A 22790-nucleotide genomic window follows, 5' to 3' on the forward strand; every position below is an offset into this window, starting at 1 on the left:
CAACATCACAGACATCGCGGCGTCTTCGTTTTCTTGCGAGTTTTTCGTCATGATTTTCGATCGCAGCTCCCAAATCCCCGATTCACGATCCGGTTGGGCCGAGATCTGGCACCTGTGGACCATCATCGTACCGAGGCGCTCGATCAACGGGCAGTTGGTCTACGGCAAGGTTTGGCGCCGCCACGATGGCCGACAGTGGATCTACAAGAAGTTCACCGAATATAGCGAGGACGAGGCGGCCTGAAGCGGCCGCTTCGGGTTTGCTGCTCAGCCCGCCTTCGCGGGGGTGGCCGCTGCCTTCGTCGTGGCGGGCGGCTTCAGCGGCTTGTCCTGCCGCTTCGACCAGGAGATGTAGTAGGCGACCGTCGTCATGATCGCGATCCCGGCGATGCTGACGAACAGCTGCGCGAACAGCGAACCCGAGCTCATCGATAATTCGAAATGGCCGACGAAGGACAGGAACACGCCAACGCAGAAAACGGCGAGCGACTGCTGGCCGCAGACGATCACGGGATCGAAAATCTTCCACTCCAGACCCGGCCAGTCCTTCGGCACGAAGCGGATCACCAGGATCACGATCACGACGAAATGGATGAAGCGATAAGGCGCAAGGTTGGTCTTGTCGTTCGGGTTGAAGGCTGAGAACAGCCACTCCGGAAACATCGCGCCGAGGCTCGGGAAGCGGCCCGCCATGGTCATGGTCAGCGCGAACAGGAGGTAGGCAAGGCACAGATAGAGCGTGACCTTCGAGTTGATCAGCGTCATCGAACGCCGCGCTCCGCCCATCGCGCACCAGGCACCGAACACGAACAGCACCTGCCAGCAATAGGGGTTGAAATACCAGGTGCCGGCCGGGTAGGCGGTGAGATTCCAGCCGAAATGCCGCGCTGCCAGCCAGAGGATGATGGAGAGCCCCATCGTGAGGTCCGGTTTGCGCAGCATGAACCACAGGACCGGCGGGAATAATCCCATCAGCACGATGTAGAGCGGCAACACGTCGAGATTGAGTGGCTTGAAGCGCAGGAACAAGCCCTGCCGCAGCGTCTCGGCGGCGTTGTCGACGAGACCGGCGACATTGAACTCATCGATGATGTCGGAATCGCCGAAGCGCAGCGCCAGATAGCTGATCGCGGCGATGTAGATCACGAACAGGATAATGTGGGCGACGTAGAGCTGCCAGACACGCTTGGTCAGCCGGGTGGCGCCGACGACGAAGCCGCGCTCGAGCATCATCCGCGCGTAGACGAACGAGGCGGTATAGCCGGAGATGAAGACGAAGAGATCGGCGGCGTCGCTGAAACCGTAATTTCGCGTCGTGATCCAGTTCACGACGTTGTCGGGGATGTGATCGAGGAAGATCGCCCAGTTCGCGACCCCGCGAAACAGGTCCAGCCGGAGGTCACGGCCTTTTTCGGGAAGCGTTGCGTTGATGTTCAGGAAGGCCATTCGAAGCTGACTTTCGAGGAGGAAACACAGAACACGAGGCGCGCACGGCGAGCCGCCAGCAGATCAGCCGCACCGCGGGGGCAGGCTACCGGTCCGCGGTGAGCGGGGAGCGAGATTGTCACGGCGCAGCATAATGACTATACCCGTTGGCAACGCTACCTCCAGGATTGTGGAATCACCGTTCAAATTCCCGATACGGTGTTCTCTATACTATCCCGGTGGTTTCCACCAATAGCTTCGGTGACGCATAGAGTTAGACCGAATAGACGTTAAAGGGGTCCGGCCGTCCAATGACCGCACGCATTTTCAAGCCCGCCAAGAACGCGATGCAATCGGGCAAGGGGAAGACCCGGGAATGGCAGCTCGATTACGAGCCGGAGCAGCCGCGCGCGGTTGAGCCGCTGATGGGCTGGACCTCCTCGGCGGACATGAAGCAGCAGATCACGCTGCACTTCGAGACCAAGGAGGAGGCGATCGCTTATTGCGAGCGCAAGGGCATCGCCTACCAGGTGATCGAGCCCAAGGAGTCGATCCGCCGCTCGGTCGCCTATGCCGACAATTTCTCCTTCCGCCGCGGCGAGCCTTGGACGCACTGATCTGGACGCACTGATCTGGACGCACTGAGCCGGACGCACTGAGCCGGACGCACTGAACGCCAGCTTCCCGCTAAGGTCCTTGGCGGGGGTTTTGTCGTGTGCTCCGCTGGGCGAAGCGTGACGGGATCATGACGAGGTGGGTATGGCCGGGCGTTACCAGCTCGACAGCGTCGATCTGAGGATATTGTCGGAGCTCCAGGAAGACGGCCGCGTCCGCAACAACGAGCTGGCGCATCGTGTCGGCATCTCAGCGCCGAACTGCCTGCGGCGGCTCAAATCCCTCATCAGCCGCGGCGTGATCAAAGCAGTCCGCGCCATTCTGGACGAGCGGCTGCTTGGTTACGAGGTGATCTCGTTCGTCACCATCCAGCTCGGCAGCCAGGCCCAACCGGTTCTGGAGGACTTCGAGACGTCCGTTGCGGCGGTACCGCGTATCCAGCAGTGCTGGCGGATCTCCGGCGATACCGACTATCTCCTGAAATGCGTGGCTCCGAACATGGAAAGCATGCGGCAACAGCTCCTGAATTTTGCGGCCATGCCGAACGTGAAGAACGTGCGCAGCTTTCCGGTGCTGGGCGTTGCCAAGGATGTGTCGCTGCCGGTGCAAGCCTAGCGATACCTGGCGCGAAACTCGCGCGGCGAGGCGCCGGTCCAGTTGCGGAAGGCGCGCGAAAAGCTCTTCTCGTTGCGAAAACCGGCGATCTCGGCGATCCGCTTGATCGGCGCGCGGCCGCGCATCAAGGCTTCCCTGGCGAGTTCGAGCTTTGCCTCTTCCTTCAACGCACGTAGCGAAGTTGCCTCGTCGCTTAGGCGACGATGCATCGTGCGGGTCGACAGCGCAAGCTCACTTGCGACGTCGTCGGCGGTCAGGATCCGACCGCGCGCGCTGCGCAGCACGTGCCTGATCCGCTCCACCATCAGGCGGTCGCGTCGGTAGGGCAGCACGGTCAGGCGCAGCGCACCCTTCAGCATGTGATCGAGATCGGACGGGCTGCGCTTCAGCGGGAGCGCCAGGTAGCGCTTGTCGAAGGTGATGCTGGCGCGCTCCGCATCGAAGCGAACGTTCCTGCAGAAGATTGTTGGATAGACCGAGACGTGGCGCGGCTCGGCATGAGGGAATTCCGCGGTGCGGAGCGCGATCGCGGAATCCACGACCCAGCAGGAGAAGCCGAGCACGTAGCGCAGCAGCGTCACCAGGCAGAATTCGCGCAACGGCCCGAGGTCGCGCTGCTCGCGAATACCGATCATGGCCGTGTCGCGATCGAAGCCGAACTCGAACAGCACGTCCTCGGTGAGGATGCGGTGATGCCGGCACCAGCGCTTCAGCGCCACCTCGAGATTGGGGGCGGTGATCGAGGCCCGGCATAGCATGCCATAGGTGCCCCAGGGAAACCGGCGCGAGAACCAGCCGAGCGCCTCGTCGTCGAGTTCGCGCATGGCATGGCCCGCCAGGACCTCGAACTGGGCTGCCGTGACCCGCCCATCAGCGGATCCGAGGAGGTCCGCGGGCACCTGGCTTCTGGCTAGCGCCTCGGCCGCGTCGCGGCCATATCTGGCGTAAGCAGCAACCACTCCGCGCACGAAGGCGGCCGGTGTCATGGCCCGGCGAGGAACTGCAGCGGAGGCTTGAAAAGGCATACCGAATCTTCGCCAACTATGGCGGAAAATGCAACCTTTTCGACCGCCCGAATGCCCGATCGGGAGTAGGTTTGCGGGCAAGACAAGATCGGAGGAGCAGCCCATGAACATCCCGAGCATCGATTTCGACCTCGGCGAAGACATCACCATGTTGCGCGATACGGTCCGCGCCTTCGTGGAGGCTGAGGTCGCGCCGCGCGCGGCCGAGGTCGAGAAGGCGAACCTGTTTCCCGCCGACCTCTGGAAGCGCTTCGGCGATCTCGGCCTGCTCGGGATGACCGCGCCGGAGGAATATGGCGGCTCCAACATGGGCTATGTCGCCCACATCGTCGCCATGGAGGAGATTTCGCGCGGCTCGGCCGCGGTGGGCCTGTCCTACGGCGCGCATTCCAATCTCTGCGTCAATCAGATCCGCCGCAACGGCAACGACGCGCAGCGCCAGCGCTATCTGCCAAAACTGATCTCCGGCGACTATGTCGGCGCGCTCGCGATGTCCGAGCCGGGCGCCGGCTCCGACGTCGTCTCCATGAAGCTGCGCGCGGACCGGCGCGGCGACCGCTACGTGCTCAACGGCTCGAAAATGTGGATCACCAATGGCGGCGACGCCGACGTGCTGGTGGTCTATGCCAAGACGGATCCGGACGCCGGCCCGCGCGGGATGACAGCTTTCCTGATCGAGAAGGGCTTCAAGGGCTTTACCCATGGCCAGCATCTCGACAAGCTCGGCATGCGCGGATCCAACACCTATCCGTTGTTCTTCGACGAATGCGAGGTGCCGGCCGACAACGTGCTGGGCGGGGTGGGCGAGGGCGTCAAGGTCCTGATGTCCGGCCTCGACTATGAGCGCGCGGTGCTGTCCGGCGGTCCGCTCGGGATCATGGCGGCCTGCATGGACGCTGTCGTGCCCTACATGCACGAGCGAAAGCAGTTCGGTCAGCCGATCGGCGACTTCCAACTCATGCAGGGAAAGCTCGCCGACATGTATTCGACCTGGCAGGCGACGCGCGCCTATGTCTACGCGGTGGGGCGCGCCTGCGATCGAGGCGGTCACGCGCGGACTCTGCGCAAGGACGCTGCCGCCGCGATCCTGTATTCCGCAGAGAAGGCGACATGGATGGCAGGTGAGGCGATCCAGGCGCTCGGCGGCGTCGGCTATACGAACGAGTTTCCGACCGGGCGTCTGTGGCGCGATGCAAAGCTGTACGAGATCGGCGCCGGCACGTCTGAAGTGCGCCGCATGCTGATCGGGCGTGAGCTGATGGCGGAGACCGCCTGAACGCATTTGGAATCGCCGCGAAAATGGGTCAACCTGCCGCGGCATCTCACCACGACGAAAGAAGCGCTGGACACATGCCGCTCCATTCCACGATCGATCCTTCATCATCGGATTTCGCAGGCAATGCCGAAGCGATGCGCGGGCTCGTCGGTGACCTCCGGGAAAAGCTCGCCCAGGTCGCCGGCGGCGGCGGCGAGGCCTCGCGCATGCGCCACACAGCGCGCGGCAAGATGCTGGCGCGCGAGCGCGTCGATCTGCTGGTCGATCCCGGGACTGCGTTCCTGGAGCTGTCGCCGCTTGCCGCATATGGCCTGTACGGCGGCGACGTGCATTCGGCCAGTGTCGTCACGGGGGTCGGGCGGATCTCGGGGCGCGAATGCGTCATCGTCGCCAATGATGCCACCATCAAGGGCGGCACCTACTACCCGATGACGGTGAAGAAGCACCTGCGCGCGCAGGACATCGCGCGCCAGAACAATCTTCCTTGCGTCTACATGGTCGATTCCGGCGGCGCGTTCCTGCCCATGCAGGACGACATCTTTCCGGACGAGCGGCACTTTGGCCGCATCTTCTACAACCAGGCGCAGATGTCGGCAGCCAGCATCCCCCAGATCGCGATCGTGATGGGATCCTGCACGGCCGGCGGCGCCTATGTGCCGGCGATGTCGGACGAGAGCATCATCGTGCGCAACCAGGGCACCATCTTCCTCGGCGGCCCGCCGCTGGTGAAGGCCGCGACCGGCGAGGTCGTGAGCGCCGAAGAACTTGGCGGCGCCGACGTGCATTCGCGGCAGTCCGGCGTCACCGATCACTACGCGCAGAACGATGCTCATGCGATCGGTATCGCGCGGCGTATCGTGGGTACGTTGAAGCCACAGGCGCGGCCGAACCTCAACATGCATCCGCCGCGCGATCCGCTGTTCGCCGCGGAGGAGATCTACGGCGTGGTGCCAGTCGACGGCAGAAAGCCGTTCGACGTGCGCGACATCATCGCGCGCGTGGTTGACGGCTCCGAGTTCGACGAGTTCAAGAAGCTATACGGCACGACGCTGGTCTGCGGCTTTGCCCATATCTGGGGCTATCCGGTCGGCATCATCGCCAACAACGGCATCCTGTTCAGCGAGAGCTCGCTGAAGGGCGCACATTTCATCGAGCTGTGCTGCCAGCGTGGAATTCCCCTGGTTTTCTTGCAGAACATCACCGGCTTCATGGTCGGCAAGAAATACGAGGCCGGTGGCATCGCCCGCGACGGCGCGAAGCTCGTCACGGCGGTCGCCACCGCCTCGGTGCCGAAGTTCACCGTAGTGATCGGCGGCTCCTACGGCGCCGGCAATTACGGCATGTGCGGGCGCGCCTACAGCCCGCGCTTCCTCTGGATGTGGCCGAACGCGCGCATCTCCGTGATGGGCGGCGAGCAGGCTTCGATGGTGCTGAGCCAGGTCAGGCGCGACAACATCGAGGCCAGGGGCGAGAGCTGGTCCAAGGAAGAGGAAGAGAAGTTCCGCAGCCCCATTCGTGCGCAATATGAAAGCCAGGGGCATCCGTACTATGCGACGGCGCGGCTGTGGGACGACGGCGTGATCGATCCGGCCGATACGCGGCTCGTGCTCGGGCTTGGGCTGTCAGCGGCGTCGAACGCGCCGATCGAACCGACGAAATTCGGCCTGTTCAGGATGTGACGCAGGAACTGATGATGGACCGCTCAAATCTCTACCGGCGCTTTCGCACGCTCCTGATCGCCAATCGCGGCGAGATCGCCTGCCGCGTCATCCGAACCGCGCGCGCCATGGGCCTGCGCACAGTCGCGGTCTATTCCGAGGCCGACCGCGACGCGATGCATGTTGCGCTCGCGGACGAGGCCGTTCTGCTCGGGCCCGCGCGGACACGCGACAGCTATCTCAATGTCGAGCGATTGATCGAGGCAGCGCGGAAAACCGGTGCGGAGGCGGTGCATCCCGGCTACGGATTCCTGTCGGAGAATGCCGAGTTTGCGCGGGCGTGCCTGGACGCCGGATTGGTCTTCGTCGGCCCGACAGCCGGGATGATGACCGCGATGGGCTCAAAGTCAGGCTCCAAGGCGCTGATGGAGAAGGCCGGCGTGCCGCTGGTGCCTGGCTATCACGGCGAGGCGCAGGATGAGACGACGCTCGCGAAGGCTGCCGACAAGATTGGCTTTCCCGTGCTGGTGAAGGCTTCCGCGGGCGGCGGCGGCCGTGGCATGCGCATCGTGCGCTCGGCTGCCGAGCTTGGACCGGCGATCGTCAGCGCCAAGCGGGAAGCAAAAGCCGCGTTCGGCGACGACACCATGCTGATCGAGAAATATGTCGACAATCCCCGCCATATCGAGGTGCAGGTAATCGGCGACAGCCACGGCAATCTGTTGTCGCTGTTCGAGCGCGAATGCACTCTTCAGCGGCGGCACCAGAAGGTGATCGAGGAAGCACCTTCGCCGACGCTCAATGCCACGCAACGCGAGACCGTCTCTGCCGCCGCGCGCAAGGCGGCCGGTGCGGTGAACTATGTCGGCGCCGGCACCATCGAGTTCGTCTCCGACGGCAAGAACGTGTTCTTCATCGAGATGAACACCCGCCTCCAGGTCGAGCACCCCGTGACCGAGCTGATCACCGGGATCGATCTCGTCGAATGGCAGTTGCGCGTCGCCTTCGGTGAGGCGCTGCCGCTGAAACAGGACGAGATCCGTCTCAACGGGCACGCCATCGAGGCGCGCGTCTACGCGGAGAATCCGACCAAGAACTTCATGCCCTCGGTCGGCAGGATCTCGACCTGGCGTTTGCCCGAGGAGGCCGGCGGTCTGCGCATCGACGCTGGCTATCGCAAGGGCGATGCCGTCTCGCCTTACTATGACGCAATGCTCGCCAAGATGATCTCCTGGGCGCCGACACGGGATGCGGCGATCGAGCGATTGAACCGCGGGCTCGAGAATTCCGACGTCCGCGGCATCGTCACCAACATTCCGTTCCTCTCGGCGCTGATGACGCATCCCAAGGTCCGGTCGAACTCGATCGACACCGGCTTCATCGAGCGGGAGCTGGCCGGGCTGACGGCGGCGGGCGCCGCGCCCGGCGAGCTCGAGCTGTGTGCGGCCGTCGCGGCTATCGTCAATGAGGAACGTAGAGCCGCTCAGGGCGAAACCGTTTCACCCTGGCGAACTTTCGGCTGGCAGCCGGTCGGACGACGTCAGCGCAGCTTTGCCTTCCGTGTCGGCCACGGGCCGGAGCAGACGATTTCGCTGAATTACGGCAGCGGCCCCTCGACGCTCGTCATCGGTGAGCGGGAGCTGGCTTTCGCGATGGTACCGAAGGAGGGTGGATTCGATTTGGCGCTCGACGGCGTCAAGACGGCGGTTGCCGCGGTTGTTGATGGCCATGAGCTCTATCTGCGTACGCGCAATGGCCGGTTCGATCTGCACTGGGTCGATCCGTTCGGCGGCGAGAGCGAGGAGCATGTCGGCGAGGACAAGATTGCAGCGCCCCTGCCGGGCACGGTCGTGGCGGTGCTCGCGGAGGAGGGTGCCAAGCTCGAGAAGGGCGCGCCAATCCTGACGCTCGAAGTGATGAAGATGGAGCAGACGCTGCGCGCGCCGTTTGCAGGCGTTCTGAAGGCGATCAAGTGCAAGGTCGGCGACATCGTGCAAGAAGGCGTCGAGCTTGCCGAGCTCGAGCCGATCGGCGAGTGAGCAAGACATGAGCGACCAGGTCCGCATCATTGAAATGGGGCCGCGCGACGGCCTCCAGAACGAGAAGACACCGGTCAGCGTGGAGGCGCGCATTGCCTTCGTCGAGGCGCTGGTCGCGGCCGGCCTTCACACCGTCGAGGTCGGCGCCTTCGTCTCGCCCAAGGCGATCCCCCAGATGGCCGGCTCCGATGTGGTGCTGCGCGGGGTGAGCCACGTCAAGGGCGCCGAATTCCAAGTGCTGGTGCCGAACGAGAGGGGCTATGACGCCGCGCGCGCGGCCGGTGCGCAGGTCGTGTCCGTGTTCGCGGCAGCTTCGGAAGGATTCTCGCGGGCCAACATCAATTGCTCGATCGCCGAATCCATCGAGCGGTTCAAGCCCGTCCTTGCGCGCGCGAAAGCCGACGGCGTGAGAGTACGCGGCTATATCTCCTGCGTGCTGGGTTGCCCGTTCGACGGCGAGATCAAGCCCAACGCCGTCGCCGATCTCGCCAAGACCCTGTGGGATCTCGGCTGCTACGAGATTTCGCTCGGCGACACCATTGGCGTCGGCACGCCGACCAAGGCGAAGGATATGCTGCGCGCCGTTGCCGCGAACATCCCGGCGGCCCATCTCGCGATGCATTTCCACGACACCTACGGCCAGGCGCTCGCCAATCTCTATGCGGGGTTGGAGGAGGGCGTCCGCGTCATCGACGCAGCCGCCGGCGGGCTCGGCGGTTGTCCGTATGCGCCGGGCGCGACCGGCAATGTCGCGACGGAGGATGTCGTCTACATGCTCGAGGGCATGGGGATCAAAACTGGCGTCGACATGGAAAAGCTGCTGGCGGCGACGAACGAGATCAGCCGACTGCTTGGCCGGACGCCGGTGAGCCGTGTCGCATCGGCGCTGAATGCGAGGAAGAACCAGGCGGCTTCGTAGGGTGGGCAAAGGCGCGGAGCGCCGTGCCCACCATCTCTCAACGATCATGGTCTTGATGATGGGCACTCTTCGCTTGGCCCACCCGAGAGCGTCTACCTGCTCCCGTCAGGCCCCATCACCAGATCCGGCAGCCAGGTCGATATCTCCGGCACGAAACAGAGCAGGAGCACGGCGCCCATCATCAACAGCACGAAGGGCAGCGTGCCCCAGATCACCTCGCTCAGGGGGATATCAGGCGCGACATTGCGGATGACGAAGATGTTGAGACCGACTGGCGGGTGGATCAGCCCCATCTCCATCACGATGGTCATGACGACGCCGAACCAGATGATGTCGAAATTGGCGGCACGCAAGGGCGGCAGGATGATCGGGGCGGTCATCAGGATGATCGAGACTGGCGGCAGGAAGAAGCCGAGCACGATCACCATAGCGAGGATCGCGAACAAGAGGCCCCAGCGCGGTAGGTGCATCGCGACGATGGATTCCGCGGCCGATTGCGAGATATGCAGATAGCTCATCACGTAGGAATAGAGCAGCGACATGCCGATGATCATCATCAGCATGGTCGACTCCCGGATCGTCGACTTCATGATCGGCCCGAGATCTGTCGGCCGCCAGACGCCGTAGATCATCGCGATCAGCGCGAGCGCGAGGAGGCCGCCCAGTCCCGCAGTTTCCGACGGCGTGGCATAGCCGCCATAAAGCGCGATCATGACGCCCGTGAGCAACAGCACGAACGGAATGACGCGCGGCAGCACACTGAAACGTTCGGCCAATGTGTATTCGTCGCGGGTCAGGATCGCAGCCTCAGGGCCGCCCGTCTTGTAAACGGCTTCAGCCGCAGCATATTCCCGGCGGAAGCGGATCACGGCATAGGCGCCGAACAGGCTGACCAGCAAAAGCCCTGGGCCGATGCCGGCGAGGAAGAGCCGCCCGAGCGATTTTTCCGCGGCAACCGCAAACAGGATCATGGTGATCGAGGGCGGCAACAGAATGCCGAGCGTGCCGCCGGCGGCGATGATCCCGGCGGCAAAGCCACCGGAATAGCCGCGTTTGCGCATCTCGGGAATGCCGGCCGAGCCGATCGCCGAGCATGTCGCGGGCGAGGAGCCGGCCATTGCGGCGAACAGCGCGCAGGCGAAGACGTTGGCTACGCCAAGGCCGCCGGGCACGCGATGAAGCCAGGCATGCAGGGCCGAGTAGAGATCCTGGCCGGCGCGCGACTTGCCGATCGCCGCACCCTTCAGGATGAAGAGCGGAATCGACAGCAGCGTGATCGAGGCCATTTCCTCGTAGACGTTCTGCGTCACGGTATCGAGCGAGGCGGCCGGCATGTAGATGCCCATGAACACGACCGCGACCGCGCCGAGCGCAAACGCGATCGGCATGCCGGAAAACATCACAAACAGCGTCGCCAGCCCGTAGGACAGGCCGATACCGAACACGCTCATCGGCGCTTGGCTCCGGTGAAGGGAAGGACGAGCTGCACGATGATCTGTACGCAAAGCAGGGTCATGCCGATCGCCATCAGGCTGTAGGGAATGGCGAGCGGAGGCGACCACATCGAGTTCGAGACCTGGCCGTCGACATAGGCCTCATGCGTGAGCGTCCAGGACTTCCAGGTAAAGAAGGCGCAGAACAGCAGCGTCACGGCGTCGACGAGCCAGAGTCGGATTTTGTTCGCGAGCGGCGACAACAGCCCGACAAAGGCCTCGATGCCGATATGGCCGCGATGTTGCTGCACATAGGCCGCCGTCATGAAGGTGGCGCCGACCAGCAGGAACACGGCCGCCTCGTCCTGCCAGTAATTAGCGGCCTTGAAGAGGGCGCGGCTCAGCACGCTGTAGCTCAGAATCGCGCAGGCGGCGATCAGCGCGAGCGCAGCCAGCACGACGATAACGCTGTTGAGGACAGCGAGACCGCGATCGAGCACCGCCGCAAGCCCACGGCGTGCGGCGGCATCCACCGGGTCGTCACGATCCGGAAGCAGACCGTGCATTATGCCGAGACTTCGGAGGCGAGCTTGAGCAGGTTCGCCGCGGTCGCAGTCTTCGCGCCATAGTCCTTCCAGGCGGTATCGCGGGCGATCTCGCGCCACTTGCCGACGGTCGCCGCATCGAGTGCGCTGACCTTGGCGCCGGCTTTCTCGTAGACCTTGGCGACCTCGACGTCGTCGTCCTGCGCGCCCTTGCGGCCGAAGGCTTCGAGCTCGGTGCCGACGGCAAGCAGGATATCCCGATGGTTCTTCGGCAGCTTGTCGAAGATCGCTTTCGACATCATCAGGGGCTCGAGCATGAACCAGTAGGAGGCGCCGGCGCCCGAGGTCAGCGATTTGGCGACCTCTTCGAGGCGGAACGAGATCAGGCTGGTGGAGGAAGTGATGCCGGCATCGCAGGCGCCGGTCTGCATTGCAGCGTAGATTTCGTTCGATGGCACCGACAGCACGGACGCGCCGGCAGTTTGCAGCACCATATCCATCTCGCGCGAGCCGCCGCGCACCTTCATGCCCTTGGCATCTTCAGGCGCAACGATCGCCTTGGAGCGGCTGGCGACGCCGCCGGCCTGCCAGATCCAGCTCAGGAGGATGATGCCCTTGTCGGCGAGGAAGTCGGAGAGCGCCTTGCCGACCGGCTCCTTCTTCCAGCGCATGCCCTGGTCGTAGGTCGTGACGAGGCCCGGCATCAGGCCGATGTTCGTCTCAGGCAATTCGCCGCCGGCATAGGGCATCGGATAGAGGGAGATGTCGAGCGCACCCTTGCGCATCGCGGAGAACTGCGCGTTGGTCTTGATCAGCGAGGAGTTCGGATAGATCTCGGCGGCGATGTCGCCATTGCTGCGCTTTGCGACCTCGGCGGCGAACATGCGGCAGAGACGGTCGCGGAAGTCGCCCTTGTCGATCGTGCCGCCCGGGAATTGGTGCGAGATCTTCAGCGTGGTCGCGGCCTGGGCGGTCCCGATGCCGAAGCGCAGAATGGCGGGCGCGGCAACAGCCGTCGCGAGAAGTTGACGTCGCGTGAACATGGAATGATCCCCTTGAACGGTTCTTGATGATTGGGTCTTGAGGCCGGCGTTTAGGCGCATCCTAGCCGGTCTTTCACCCGATATTCTGTAATCTGATAGTTCGAGAGCGAATGCGGCGGCAAGTCGCGGGGGCGCCGATGCTGCGCTGCACACTCGTTCCTCAGGTTCCGCGCACTAGCATGGCAGACGCGGGCAAAATTGTGTCGGGCTGAACACGGAAACGGGGCAAGGGCTCGGAAAAAATTCGGCCGCTCGCGTAACAAGCGTGCCCGTCGACCCGTCGAGCGTGAGTAGCGGCATCCGTCGCTGGCAACCTCCACCCCTCGAAGGGAAGATGAACCATGACCATTCGCACCCGCATCGCACTCGGCGTCTCCGCTGCCGCTCTCTCGCTCAGCCTGGCGCTCGCGCCGGCCGCCTTCGCTCAGGACAAGATGGGCAAGGATGACGCCATGAAGAAGGACGCGATGTCCAAGGATGGCATGAAGAAGGATTCCATGTCGAAGGACGACGGCATGAAGAAGGACACGATGTCCAAGAACGGCATGAAAAAAGACGACGGAATGATGAAGAAGAACTGATCGCGCCGTCGTCGTCATTCCGGGGCGCGCGACAACGCGAGCCCCGGAATGCGCAACGACACGTTGTGGACTCGATACGGTTGGGCTCGTGCTTGGCGCGGTCCCGTCGCATCGCTCCGGTGTGACGGTTACTTTCGCTTGCCCTTGGCTTTGCGGGCGGCGTAGCGCGCATCGCGCTTGGCCTTCTGCTCGGCTTCGAGATCGGCCTGCCTGGCGGCGGCCTCCTCGGCTTCGCGAGCAATGCGTGCGGCTTCGGCGGCCACAGCCTCGTCCTCACGCCGCTTGTGCTCGGCCTTTTCTGCTTCGCGTGCCGACTTTACCTCGGCACGCTTGGCGGCAATCGCCTCGCGCTCGGCACGCCGCGCCGCGACCGCGGGGTCGTCGTGCCCCGGCTGCGATTTGAATTTGTTCAAAAGATTTTTGCGGGCGTCCTGTGCCGCCTTTTGCCGGTCTGCGAAGCCGGGTTCCCTGAATCCACTCATCGAACGAGCCTTGTCTTCCTCGCTTTCAATCCTACATCGGCACCTGTGGGTGCAGCGGCCGCGAACAAGCGCGCGCCGCGCGACGAACAAGCGTGTACATCTATGCGCGTCGCGAAGCCACCCATAATCGCAGCCTATCAGGTCGCGAAAAATCGCTGGAATCGCCGATCTTTCGTAGTCCGGAAAAACTGCCGAATTGTGATCCCCCTAACAAGGGAGCACGGGGGCGGCGCCTAGTGTCCGCACCGAGACGAACGGAGCTACGGCGATGACTATTTTCCGGGTGTCTTTGCGAAGGCTCGCGATCACATTTGCGACAGTGGCGCTCGTCGGCATCGTGGTTTACCTGGCCCAGCCCAAGCCAGTCGAGAGTGATTTACTCGGCGCCGAATGGCAGTGCAGCCAGACGGCCTTTGTGCTCACGACCTGCGCGCCGCGGGTACAGCAGGCCACATCGGCATCGAACAAGGTGGCACTCCGCGCACCCAAGCCTTAAAGCGGGGTGTGACGTGGCGCCGCAGAGATGGTAAGGGCAGCAATTCTCGGCTTCACCTTGCCATGCCCGATACCCAGCCCAGCTCGCATTCAAAGCCGCAGCCAAGGCCGCCCGGCGACAATCGGCGCGGCGCCATCGCCGGACTGATTATTGCCGTCGTCATCCTCGGCGTCGGCCTTTGGCTGGCGCGCGATCTCACCGCCGCCAGCAAGATGCAGGACTGCCTGATGTCGGGGCGGACCAATTGCAACGTGATCGAGCCGGCGCGCTAACGCCGCGGACGAAAAATTGCCGTGATCTTAACTGTTTGTAACGGGACATCGCTGATCAACGGGATCAACGTTGTCCGCCGGCATCAACCGGGACCTGAGATTGTTCGGGCATCCGGACCACGGCGACGACAGATGAGAGATAGAGGTAAGGGGTAGGCACCAATGCGTGCATCCAGCCGGATGAAGATTATCATTCCCTTGGTTTCGGCCGTGTCGCTGCTCGCGCTTTCGGCGCAGGCACAGGATTCAAACACGGGGAGGGGCGGTCAGCCGCCGGGTGCGGGCGCGGCGCCACACGCCAATGCTCCCACGCGAGTTGCGCCGCCGCAGCAGGCCACACGAATCGCGCCGCCTCACGCTGGGCATCAGGGTCCCCCCGGCGGATCGCCGCAGGGGCGTTACGTGGCCCGCGGACCGGTGCCGCAGCGCGATTGGGGCGGACACGCCTATCGCGGCAATCTCGCCTGGGAGGGGGGCCGCTGGCGGCATGAGAACCACAATGGCCGTTATGGCTGGTGGTGGGACGTTGGCGGCGTCTGGTATTATTATCCGGAGCGCATAGAAGGGCCGCCCGCGTACATCTCCGAAGAGTACATCGATGATGTGCCGGTGGCCTATGCGCCGCCACCTCCGGCGGCCTATGCGCCGCCTCCGCCGCCGCCTGCTCCGGCAGACCCGGGTGCCAGTGCGCTCGGCGGGGCCATCGTCGGTGGCGTATTGGGCGGGCTGATCTCCGGCAACGCAACGGGAGCTGCCGCGGGCGCTGTGCTCGGCGGCGCGACCGGTGCGATTGCCGGCGCAACGGCGGCGTCGCAGCCGGGCTATTATTGGTCGCAGGGCAATTGCTACTACCGCTATCCGAGCGGCCAGTACGTGCTTGCCGATCGGCGCGCGTGCTACTGATCCGTGGATCGATCCACGATCTGACCGAGGCGGGCTCACGGCCCGCCTCTTTCGTTTGACACGCTGCTTCGGATCGCGGCGCGATCGCGCGGCGGGCGTGCCGACAAGCGTTGTTAACTGGCCTCCGCTATGAAGCGCCGATGAGGTCTTCCACGTGCATTCCTTGGATTCTGTACGCCGCGCCGCTTTGTCTGGCGGTGCTCGCGGCCGGTCCAGTGCACGCCGGCGCGGCGGATGATGCGGCGGCGGCCGACGTCACCGGCGCGGTCGCGTCGGATAGTGTCGAAGCTCCAATGGCCGTAGATGCCGAGCCGTTTCCGGTGCGCGCATCCGTTCGCGCGCTGATCGAGAAGGAAGCCGCGAAGACGAAATTGCCGCCCGATATCGCGGAAGCGGTCGTCTTCGTCGAAAGCCGCTACGATTCCACGGTGGTCGGCCGCGTCGGCGAGATCGGGCTGATGCAGGTCAGGCCCGAGACGGCGGCCATGCTCGGCTTCAGGGGCACCACGGCCGAACTCGCCAGGCCCGAGATCAATATCCGCTACGGCGTGACCTATCTCGCCAGGGCCTGGCGGCTGGCGCATGGCGACCTCTGCCGCGCACTGATGAAATACCGCGCCGGCCACGGCGAAGAGACCATGACGCCGCGCTCCGCCATCTACTGCAATCGCGCGCGCAACCGCCTCATCGCGATGAACTCGCCGTTTGCGACAACAGACGCGGCGACGGCCGTAGCGCCGGATCCCGCGCCCGCGCGGGCGGTGGTGAGCGCTAAGCCGCAAGCACGGCCATCACCGGTCAAGCCGACCGACGTCTACGCGACCTACAAACACGGAACGGCGGCGGCCAGCCGCGCATTCTGGGCCGCGCACGAAGCACGCGTCCGCGCGATCAAGGCGCGGATCGAGGCCAAGTGGCGGCGCGTGGCGTCGCGTTAGGCAATCTGCGCAGCTGCCTGCGTCTCAATCATTGCCGGGCATGCGGATATCGTCCTTGACGAGCGCTGTGCATCCTTCGGCGATGCACAACAACTGCCTGAAAATTTCTCTGGCGCTCCCGGCCAGATCGCGGTTTTGATCAAAGAAAAAAAGTTTGAAGTTGATTCGCGGGGAAACGGGACATGCTGGATGCTATCCAAATCAGCGTTGCACTTTGGGGAATGATCGTGTGCGGCAGCATCAAGGCCGCACAACTGGCGCCACATCTTTTCTAGAAGATCAGCCAACGGACCACGGCTACTCCGGCCCAGATCAGGCCGCCGATCCAGGCGACCATGACGACGCCGATGGTCGCGAGATAGGCGAAGCCGAGCAGATCGCGACTCCGGCGCGGTGCCTGTGCGTCTGCGTCCGTGGCTGCTGCTTCGGCGTCGTGTGTCATGGCGGGGAGGGCGTCGGTTGGTGCGTCGTTGCGTGGCCCGCGGCCGCTACATCGCGCGGCCGCGTGGCCTGCCTTTTAGCCGAGGAATCGCGCCACCTCTGTGATTAAATTCACAATCGCGGCCGCTATCCGTGAACTGCCGTCAACACGACCCACCGGCCTCAGGCGGCCCGGCCCCAATCGGGCGAGGGAGCAATGGCCTCGAGCTGCCGCTGCAGGGTCGCAACCGTCGCCTGCAAGTTGTCGCGGCGTCCCCGCAGCGTCACGGCCAGCATGGGATAAGCGAGGCTCGCGGGATCGGACACGCCGGCCTTGCGCTCCTCTTCCTTGATGTCGGCGTCGAGGAGTTGAACCCTCCAGCGCAGGTCGGCGATCAAGGCATGGAGTTGTGTGGTGGCGGTCGCTTCGAAGCGGGACATCGGCTGCATGGGCTTGCCTCACTGTGAAACAGACCCACGGCGGGTCTGGCTGATTGGGCTTGGCTGAGCAAGGCGAGTGCCAATTCGAACGAAGGGCCGGGGGCCGCAAGACGTGTTGCCCGCATCTTGCTGCGCTGCCGCGTTAACCAAACCTGCATTAATGACGAAAGCCAGACGCGACGGCAGGCTTTAATGGCGTGCCAGGCCGGATGTCCCGGCCGGCTGCGTCGCGAGCTGGGGGTATGCGTCATGTCCAAGGCCATCGAGCTGATCGTCGACGGTTTTACGCGCATCAGGGATCGCCAGTCACTGGAGGATCTGCGGATGCACAGGCGGCGCCTTGCCGTCGATCTCAAATCCATCAAGGGATTCGACTGCCGCCAGTCGATCGCGCAGATTGCCGACGATATCGAGGCGATCGAGAGCGGCTTGAGAAGGCTCGACGAGCCCGCCGCGGCGACTGTGAAAGAGCTTTAGCCGCATCGAAGGGCGTCCCGCGTCGATTGCGGGTTTCCCGATTATTTCGCAGGTGCACTGTGATGACGCCCCCCGCATTCATACGGGACGAATTGTCATGCCCTCGTCCACTTTTACGAGTCATGATCGCCGTCATGAGTGCGGAATATGACCCCGAGAGTGAAGCCGCGGCGGCGATGAAGCGCGCTGCGGCCTCCGAAGGTGCCGACCGGCAGCGGCTGATCCAGCTTGCTCTGGCGTGGCATCAGCTCGCGCGTGAGCGCCGTCAGAACGACGCGGAGTAGGGCGTCCCGCAACCGGCGCTCGGCGTCTTGGAACCGTTGGCTCCTGACCGACTTGCCTTGTTGTGCCGACGACCGCCGACTGTCGGCACGTCGGAATGGCGGCCTCGGTGTGATGCCCCCCGTACCAGCCGAGGCCGTTTTTGATCGCGACAACGGACGCCGACGATGCGGCGATCTTCACTTCGACCACTTCGCTCAAAGCGTGCGCGCATGAACGTCGCCTGGTTCGCGATCGTTGCGGTGGCGGGCTTCGTCCTCTTCCTGTGCCTTCATTTTGGCGAACGCGCACAGCAGGCGGCCCTCGAGAAACTTTCGACGAACTCCTCGCAATCGGTCGGCCAGGGAAAGTGATTCTCCAGATCCGCCATCGCCCACGTCGCGCGCATTTTCGCGAGAACAACCCCATGCAAAGTAGGACGTGCCCGGCCATGACGCCCCATTCGGGACACGCCGTTCACTTCGCGTAAAATGCGCCTGCACTATGTTACCGGCAAGGCTTTGCTCAAGAGGCGCAGATTCATGGGTAGGTTTGATCGGCGTGCCAGTCCCCCCGCGTCGCATCTTGCGAGCTCACCTGAGTGAACGGCAGACTTCGTCTGCGTGACATTCCTGAACCGGGTCAAGGAAAGGTCGAAGCGGGACGAGATCCTGGTGACGTAGCGGTCATTCGCCACGTGTTGGCTCATGAAAAACAGCAGGGCTTCCGCCGCCGCGGAAGGGATGCCTGTCGTGGACCTTTCGAAAGTCTCTTGTCCGACGCCTGCGTCCTGTCTGTTTACACCTTACACGCCGTAGAAGATCTTGATTCCCCACAACACGATGACAATACCCATGACCAAACTGGCTGCCGCCAGTACACTTTCCAAGGAAGCGACTCTCATTTTACTCTCCGCTTCCCAGCCCCACTTGCGGTTTAGGTGATTCGCGGAATCCCCGGCAATTGTACGCGCGCCACGTCCAGACGTTCTCCCAGAGGTCGTGGCGTGCGCGCCACAGCCGTATTTTTCCGGAGTGAAGGGCGTGCGCGGCGATTCCCACGGACGGTGCGGAAACGGTGAAAAGCGGAGCTTAAAAGCGCAGCGCACTGCCGCGCCAGGAAAGACGCCGGCGGCCGCCGTAGATAAGCCACAGCGGACGAGTTCGCTACAAAGCAAGACGGTTCCGACATCGGACGCGCATCGGACTGGAGGCAGGTAATTTGATGGCTGATCAACGCAGGCTCATGCGCCCGGTGGCGACCGGTATCGGTCCACAACAACCCATCGAAAAGGACAATGTTGCGGAGGCAATCGATCACGCGTTGCACGAGGTGCATGCCGCACGGCGTGACCTCTCCATAACCGGCTTCTGCATGCGTCAGGCAGAGTTGCTCCGGAGAATAGATCAAGCCCAAGCCCATCTTGCTGATCTGGTGCAGTCAGGAACTCCGGAGGCATTCCTCCCGTCTCACCCGACAACGCGCTCCTTCACGCGACCCATGGCGAGATGACCCGCGGTCTTCTGACCTGGCCCCTGCGGTACGCCGATCGCCGCGCTTGGAAACCAATCCCTCAAGGCACATGCGGCACACTGATGCCCGTCTGGCCGCGCGCCACTAGCCTTTCGGAGCTCGTCTTCCGCAAAGTAGGGCGCAGTTTGCGCGGATCGTGACCGTCCATCGCGTGGATGAATTTGCGGCAAGCCCTGCGATGTCACGTGCCAGCTCTCAGGGCGTCAGGCAGTATGCTCCACGCGGGCAGCGCACGTTGGGCGTCGCGGCGCCGCCTATTCCAAACGCTCCGCTGTCTTTGGTCTCGCGGAACTGGTGCTTCGGCAACCGAATCGTCGCATTGGGACGGTCCGCGTTGGCCGGCATGTCTTTTTCTCCGAGCGGCATTTGGGAGGCCATGGCTGGCACGATGGAAACGGCAGCCAGCGCGGCGGCTGCCGCGAACAAGCGGCAAAGGGCCCTGTACATGTTTTTGATCCTCTCATGTGGTCGCTTGCATCCGTGCAAGCCGCCGCACAATGCGAGACCGGAACGTCTTCATCTATGAGGAGCGTCACGGTGCAAGCTCGGCAAAGGACGGAGCTTACAGCAACCGCTAGATATCCCGGTTGCGCGCGATTGGATTGTCCGAGGAGCGGTCGAGCCAAGCCCCATGCTCGCCAAACTCTATCGCGTCGCCATGCTCAAGGCGTACCGATACGAAAGCGCTGCCGGGCTCGAAATGCCAGTCCCCCCGGCAGCGCTCGTGTCTCAAACTGGGCGCTGAAATCCCAGTTGGTTATGAATTAGCAAGGCTCATGCCACAGGTTTGTGACAGGGCCGAAGCGGGTCTATCAGTAGGGGCCCCCGTAGGGGCTCACATAGAACCGAGGCGGAGGGGCATAAGCAGGTGGATACCCGTATCCTCCGCCATAATAGGGATCCCCATACCCGGGGTCCGGATACACGTAGCCGTAGGAGCCGTAGGAATTGTAAGGATCGTAGTAGCCGCCCCCATAATAAGGGGCAGCAAGGGCGCCTGCGATCAGACCGCCCGCAAGAAGTCCCGCGCCTACGCCCCAGCCTCTTCCATGCCAGCCGCCGCCACCCCGCCAGCCACCACCCCAGCCTCCGTGCCAGCCACCACCCCAGCGAACTTGTACCGTATTCTCAGTCGATTTCGCTAATCCGGAAAGGGACGACAGCGGTGCAGCAGAAGCGGGCGCGCTGACCAACGATATCGTGCCGGCGACAAAGAGCGCGGCTGCTGTCTTGACGATGCTCATGGATCACCTCCACTCGTAAAAGACAAAGGCGTGACCAACAACCCTGCAAAACGCCCCGGGTTCCTTATGGTCGTTGCCAGTCACAAGCCTGCTGCCCCTGCCGATGGACTTCTGCTTCTCGTGGGTGTGGAGAAATGGCGTTCGAAAGATACGCCATCGAATATAGCGCTGACCGATCTCGTCTTTCGTGTCGGCGGCAGCGCCACCGAGCAGTGAACGCGAATTCGCGGGTTGCGCTCGCGTTGCGCGGAGCGGTTTGTAATGTCCCGTAGCGCGTGGAATTTGCTGCAAGCGTGAAGTGGGGCGCCACGTATCGGTTCGAAGAGCGACGCCAATACGCCTGCCTGTCGATTTGCGGAAAATGGCGATCCCGGCAGATCTGCCAGAACCTCACGTGATCAACTGGTTACGTTTACAAACCGTTCTATCCGCGCGCCCTGAGGCTAAAGGGCTTTTTCCCAGAGTTACAAACCGCTCCCGCCAGGACGACGCCTCACCCAACGACGGCGAGGTACGCCATGACCGCTGAATCCATCGCCAAGACCCTTGGCGGATCTGGAGAATTTGCTGGTTCGACAATCAACGGTGCGCAGTATGGCGCAATCCACTACGACCATCACTCGGCGCATTCGATCAACCTTTTTTGCGCCAGCACGCCAATGTGGGTGCTGGAAAAGATGCTTGGTCTCAGGCAGCCGGTTGGCGCGCCGGCGCACTGTGGTGTTGCCGTCGAGAATGGCGTCACCCATGGCCTCATGAACCCTGAGGCGCCGCCGTCCGAGTGCGTCAAGATTGCCATTGTCAGGTACGACACGCTCATGGCGCTTTCGCCCGACGGCCGCCGCGAAAAGTATCGGCAGACCATCGAGGACATGGTCCGCCTGGCGCTGGACGAGCTTCGCCCCTATGGCGTTCCCTCGCGCACGCAAGGCCTTGTTCAGTGGAAGCCGGAAGGTCTGCGCCTGCCCATCATTGGTTATTTTGATTTCGAGTGGGCGCAGCACGGCCTGATCGTCGATTTGAAGACCACAGAAAAACTGCCGTCGCAGATCAAGGTGTCGCATGCGAGGCAGGCGGCGTTCTATGCCGCGTCCGACAACATGGCCGCGCGGCTGACCTACGTCACACCGCGGAAGTGTGAGACGTATGAACTTGAAAACGTCCGCGAGCATCGCGAGGCGCTGCGTCAGATCGCGGTGAGGGTCGAGAATTTCCTCGCTCTGTCGGATGACCCCGAGTTCTTCAAGAGCATCACGGTCCCCGATTTGGACAGCTTCTATTGGGGTGGCCCGGCGAGGCAGCTCGCCTACGAGCACTGGCACATCTGAATTCCCGCAGAAAGCGGGATTGGCACCTGCTTCGGGCCTGATCGAAGCAACATAAAAGGAGTCTTATCATGGCCAACCTGTTTGGCTTTTCCACCGCGCCTTCTGATAGCGGCGACTTCACACCGATCATCAAGTACGACGCGCGTGCCGGCCGGATCTTTCGGATGGACCGCGTCGACACCGGCAACAGCTTTGAAAGTACGGCTATCGATATCACCGACGCGTTCAAGGCGATCGTTGATTTCGAGAACGTGGAGGTTGGCTGGATCCATTTCTTGGCCGGCTCGGCACCGGCCTTCGCTGTGGTGCCGATGGGATCGGAACTGCCCAACCGGCCCACCCCGAACCACAAGAACGGCATCCGCTTCATGGTGAAGTTGGCCAAGGACTGCGCCGGCGGGTCTGCCGCCGTGCGCGAGATCGCCGGCACCAGCAAAGCCTTTTTGTCGGGCATTGAGGCGCTGTACGAGGAGTACCTTGCGAAGAAGGGCGCCAACCCCGGCAAGCTCCCGGTAGTCGTGCTCGAGAAGGTCACGCCCATCAAGACGGGCAGCGGCGCCAAGAGCAGCACCAACTTCCAGCCGACGTTCCGCATCGTCAGCTGGGTCCCGCGCGGTGACTTTGTGTTTGTGGCCAAGGGTACACAACCCGCTCAGGCCATGCCGCAGCCGCAGACCACGCAGGTCCCCACGCCGCCGTCCACTGGCTCGACCCGCGCCCAGGCTCCGTCGGAGGAGGAGGCAACGGCCGACGATTTCTGACTCAAAGAGCGGGGTCAGGAAGGCGGCAACCGACCTGACCCCCTGCACCACGTCAAGCTT

27 protein-coding genes are annotated in these 22790 nt (G+C 63.4%); 18 read left to right on the forward strand and 9 right to left on the reverse strand.

Going from position 1 to position 22790, the window contains the following annotated elements; all coding sequences use genetic code 11:
- Positions 1 to 49 precede the first annotated feature (49 nt).
- Positions 50 to 244: a hypothetical protein gene (locus tag SO180_RS26475; protein WP_449381769.1), complete on the forward strand. Its 195-nt coding sequence runs from the start codon at positions 50 to 52 to the stop codon at positions 242 to 244.
- Positions 245 to 267: 23 nt separating this feature from the next.
- On the opposite strand, the gene SO180_RS26480 is transcribed toward SO180_RS26475, so the two are convergent.
- Complete coding sequence (locus SO180_RS26480; protein WP_449381770.1) at positions 268 to 1446, reverse strand: OpgC domain-containing protein; 1179 nt, start codon at positions 1444 to 1446, stop codon at positions 268 to 270.
- A 290-nt stretch (positions 1447 to 1736) separates the two neighbouring features.
- Here SO180_RS26480 and SO180_RS26485 point away from each other — a divergent pair, with 290 nt between their 5' ends.
- The gene (locus SO180_RS26485) at positions 1737 to 2042 is read left to right on the forward strand and encodes an ETC complex I subunit (protein ID WP_449381771.1); all 306 of its coding nucleotides are present in this window, start codon (positions 1737 to 1739) and stop codon (positions 2040 to 2042) included.
- Between the two features lie 142 nt (positions 2043 to 2184).
- Entirely contained in the window at positions 2185 to 2655 is a 471-nt protein-coding gene (locus SO180_RS26490) for an Lrp/AsnC family transcriptional regulator (RefSeq protein ID WP_449381772.1), read from the forward strand.
- Here SO180_RS26490 and SO180_RS26495 read toward each other — a convergent pair.
- Positions 2652 to 3680 carry an AraC family transcriptional regulator gene (locus tag SO180_RS26495; RefSeq protein ID WP_449381773.1) on the reverse strand — a complete coding sequence of 343 codons (1029 nt, stop codon included), beginning with the start codon at positions 3678 to 3680 and terminating at the stop codon, positions 2652 to 2654. The genes SO180_RS26490 and SO180_RS26495 overlap by 4 nt on opposite strands.
- A gap of 103 nt (positions 3681 to 3783) precedes the next feature.
- On the opposite strand from SO180_RS26495, the gene SO180_RS26500 reads away from it, so the two are divergent.
- The 4 genes from SO180_RS26500 (at position 3784) to SO180_RS26515 (ending at position 9572) form a co-directional block, all read left to right on the forward strand.
- Positions 3784 to 4956 (forward strand): isovaleryl-CoA dehydrogenase, encoded by a 1173-nt coding sequence (locus tag SO180_RS26500; protein ID WP_449381774.1) that lies wholly within the window; start codon positions 3784 to 3786, stop codon positions 4954 to 4956.
- Between the two features lie 74 nt (positions 4957 to 5030).
- Positions 5031 to 6635, forward strand: coding sequence for a carboxyl transferase domain-containing protein (locus SO180_RS26505; protein ID WP_449381775.1), 1605 nt, complete (start codon positions 5031 to 5033; stop codon positions 6633 to 6635).
- A gap of 14 nt (positions 6636 to 6649) precedes the next feature.
- Positions 6650 to 8653, forward strand: a complete 2004-nt coding sequence (locus SO180_RS26510; RefSeq protein WP_449381805.1) for an acetyl/propionyl/methylcrotonyl-CoA carboxylase subunit alpha — start codon at positions 6650 to 6652, stop codon at positions 8651 to 8653.
- A 7-nt stretch (positions 8654 to 8660) separates the two neighbouring features.
- Entirely contained in the window at positions 8661 to 9572 is a 912-nt protein-coding gene (locus tag SO180_RS26515; RefSeq protein WP_449381776.1) for a hydroxymethylglutaryl-CoA lyase, read from the forward strand.
- A 92-nt stretch (positions 9573 to 9664) separates the two neighbouring features.
- Here the strand turns inward: SO180_RS26515 and SO180_RS26520 are convergent, their stop codons facing one another.
- From SO180_RS26520 to SO180_RS26530, 3 genes are read right to left on the reverse strand one after another with little or no spacing between them, the layout of a single operon-like run.
- Positions 9665 to 11023: a TRAP transporter large permease gene (locus tag SO180_RS26520; protein WP_449381777.1), complete on the reverse strand. Its 1359-nt coding sequence runs from the start codon at positions 11021 to 11023 to the stop codon at positions 9665 to 9667.
- The gene (locus SO180_RS26525; protein ID WP_449381806.1) at positions 11020 to 11574 is read right to left on the reverse strand and encodes a TRAP transporter small permease; all 555 of its coding nucleotides are present in this window, start codon (positions 11572 to 11574) and stop codon (positions 11020 to 11022) included. Before SO180_RS26525 ends, SO180_RS26520 begins: the two co-directional genes overlap by 4 nt.
- Positions 11571 to 12593, reverse strand: a complete 1023-nt coding sequence (locus tag SO180_RS26530) for a TRAP transporter substrate-binding protein (protein ID WP_449381778.1) — start codon at positions 12591 to 12593, stop codon at positions 11571 to 11573. The genes SO180_RS26525 and SO180_RS26530 overlap by 4 nt, the downstream gene beginning before the upstream one ends.
- 341 nt (positions 12594 to 12934) lie before the next feature.
- On the opposite strand from SO180_RS26530, the gene SO180_RS26535 reads away from it, so the two are divergent.
- Positions 12935 to 13174, forward strand: a complete 240-nt coding sequence (locus tag SO180_RS26535) for a pentapeptide MXKDX repeat protein (RefSeq protein ID WP_449381779.1) — start codon at positions 12935 to 12937, stop codon at positions 13172 to 13174.
- A 128-nt stretch (positions 13175 to 13302) separates the two neighbouring features.
- Here SO180_RS26535 and SO180_RS26540 read toward each other — a convergent pair whose 3' ends face one another.
- Positions 13303 to 13656: a DUF6481 family protein gene (locus SO180_RS26540; RefSeq protein ID WP_449381807.1), complete on the reverse strand. Its 354-nt coding sequence runs from the start codon at positions 13654 to 13656 to the stop codon at positions 13303 to 13305.
- Between the two features lie 268 nt (positions 13657 to 13924).
- On the opposite strand from SO180_RS26540, the gene SO180_RS26545 reads away from it, so the two are divergent.
- The 4 genes from SO180_RS26545 to SO180_RS26560 all read left to right on the forward strand — a co-directional run bounded on the left by SO180_RS26545 (position 13925) and on the right by SO180_RS26560 (position 16265).
- A complete protein-coding gene (locus tag SO180_RS26545; RefSeq protein ID WP_449381780.1) occupies positions 13925 to 14152 on the forward strand; it encodes a hypothetical protein in 228 nt (75 codons plus the stop codon).
- A gap of 62 nt (positions 14153 to 14214) precedes the next feature.
- Complete coding sequence (locus SO180_RS26550; RefSeq protein WP_449381781.1) at positions 14215 to 14424, forward strand: DUF2273 domain-containing protein; 210 nt, start codon at positions 14215 to 14217, stop codon at positions 14422 to 14424.
- A 162-nt stretch (positions 14425 to 14586) separates the two neighbouring features.
- Positions 14587 to 15327, forward strand: coding sequence for a hypothetical protein (locus SO180_RS26555; RefSeq protein ID WP_449381782.1), 741 nt, complete (start codon positions 14587 to 14589; stop codon positions 15325 to 15327).
- A gap of 140 nt (positions 15328 to 15467) precedes the next feature.
- A complete protein-coding gene (locus tag SO180_RS26560) occupies positions 15468 to 16265 on the forward strand; it encodes a transglycosylase SLT domain-containing protein (RefSeq protein ID WP_449381783.1) in 798 nt (265 codons plus the stop codon).
- A gap of 271 nt (positions 16266 to 16536) precedes the next feature.
- Here the strand turns inward: SO180_RS26560 and SO180_RS26565 are convergent, their stop codons facing one another.
- Positions 16537 to 16707, reverse strand: coding sequence for a hypothetical protein (locus SO180_RS26565; RefSeq protein WP_449381784.1), 171 nt, complete (start codon positions 16705 to 16707; stop codon positions 16537 to 16539).
- A 161-nt stretch (positions 16708 to 16868) separates the two neighbouring features.
- Positions 16869 to 17135, reverse strand: a complete 267-nt coding sequence (locus SO180_RS26570; RefSeq protein WP_449381785.1) for a hypothetical protein — start codon at positions 17133 to 17135, stop codon at positions 16869 to 16871.
- 240 nt (positions 17136 to 17375) lie between these two features.
- On the opposite strand from SO180_RS26570, the gene SO180_RS26575 reads away from it, so the two are divergent.
- The 3 genes from SO180_RS26575 to SO180_RS26585 all read left to right on the forward strand — a co-directional run bounded on the left by SO180_RS26575 (position 17376) and on the right by SO180_RS26585 (position 18238).
- The gene (locus SO180_RS26575; protein WP_449381786.1) at positions 17376 to 17603 is read left to right on the forward strand and encodes a hypothetical protein; all 228 of its coding nucleotides are present in this window, start codon (positions 17376 to 17378) and stop codon (positions 17601 to 17603) included.
- Between the two features lie 134 nt (positions 17604 to 17737).
- Positions 17738 to 17887: a hypothetical protein gene (locus tag SO180_RS26580; protein WP_449381787.1), complete on the forward strand. Its 150-nt coding sequence runs from the start codon at positions 17738 to 17740 to the stop codon at positions 17885 to 17887.
- Between the two features lie 210 nt (positions 17888 to 18097).
- A complete protein-coding gene (locus tag SO180_RS26585; RefSeq protein ID WP_449381788.1) occupies positions 18098 to 18238 on the forward strand; it encodes a hypothetical protein in 141 nt (46 codons plus the stop codon).
- 1354 nt (positions 18239 to 19592) lie between these two features.
- On the opposite strand, the gene SO180_RS26590 is transcribed toward SO180_RS26585, so the two are convergent.
- Positions 19593 to 19844: a hypothetical protein gene (locus SO180_RS26590; RefSeq protein ID WP_449381789.1), complete on the reverse strand. Its 252-nt coding sequence runs from the start codon at positions 19842 to 19844 to the stop codon at positions 19593 to 19595.
- A gap of 827 nt (positions 19845 to 20671) precedes the next feature.
- On the opposite strand from SO180_RS26590, the gene SO180_RS26595 reads away from it, so the two are divergent.
- From SO180_RS26595 to SO180_RS26605, 3 genes are all read left to right on the forward strand, one after another.
- Positions 20672 to 20857 (forward strand): hypothetical protein, encoded by a 186-nt coding sequence (locus tag SO180_RS26595; RefSeq protein WP_449381790.1) that lies wholly within the window; start codon positions 20672 to 20674, stop codon positions 20855 to 20857.
- A 302-nt stretch (positions 20858 to 21159) separates the two neighbouring features.
- Positions 21160 to 21969, forward strand: a complete 810-nt coding sequence (locus SO180_RS26600) for a hypothetical protein (protein ID WP_449381791.1) — start codon at positions 21160 to 21162, stop codon at positions 21967 to 21969.
- A 68-nt stretch (positions 21970 to 22037) separates the two neighbouring features.
- The gene (locus SO180_RS26605) at positions 22038 to 22730 is read left to right on the forward strand and encodes a hypothetical protein (protein ID WP_449381792.1); all 693 of its coding nucleotides are present in this window, start codon (positions 22038 to 22040) and stop codon (positions 22728 to 22730) included.
- Positions 22731 to 22790 lie beyond the last annotated feature (60 nt).

This window comes from Bradyrhizobium sp. UFLA05-112, from assembly GCF_053572325.1.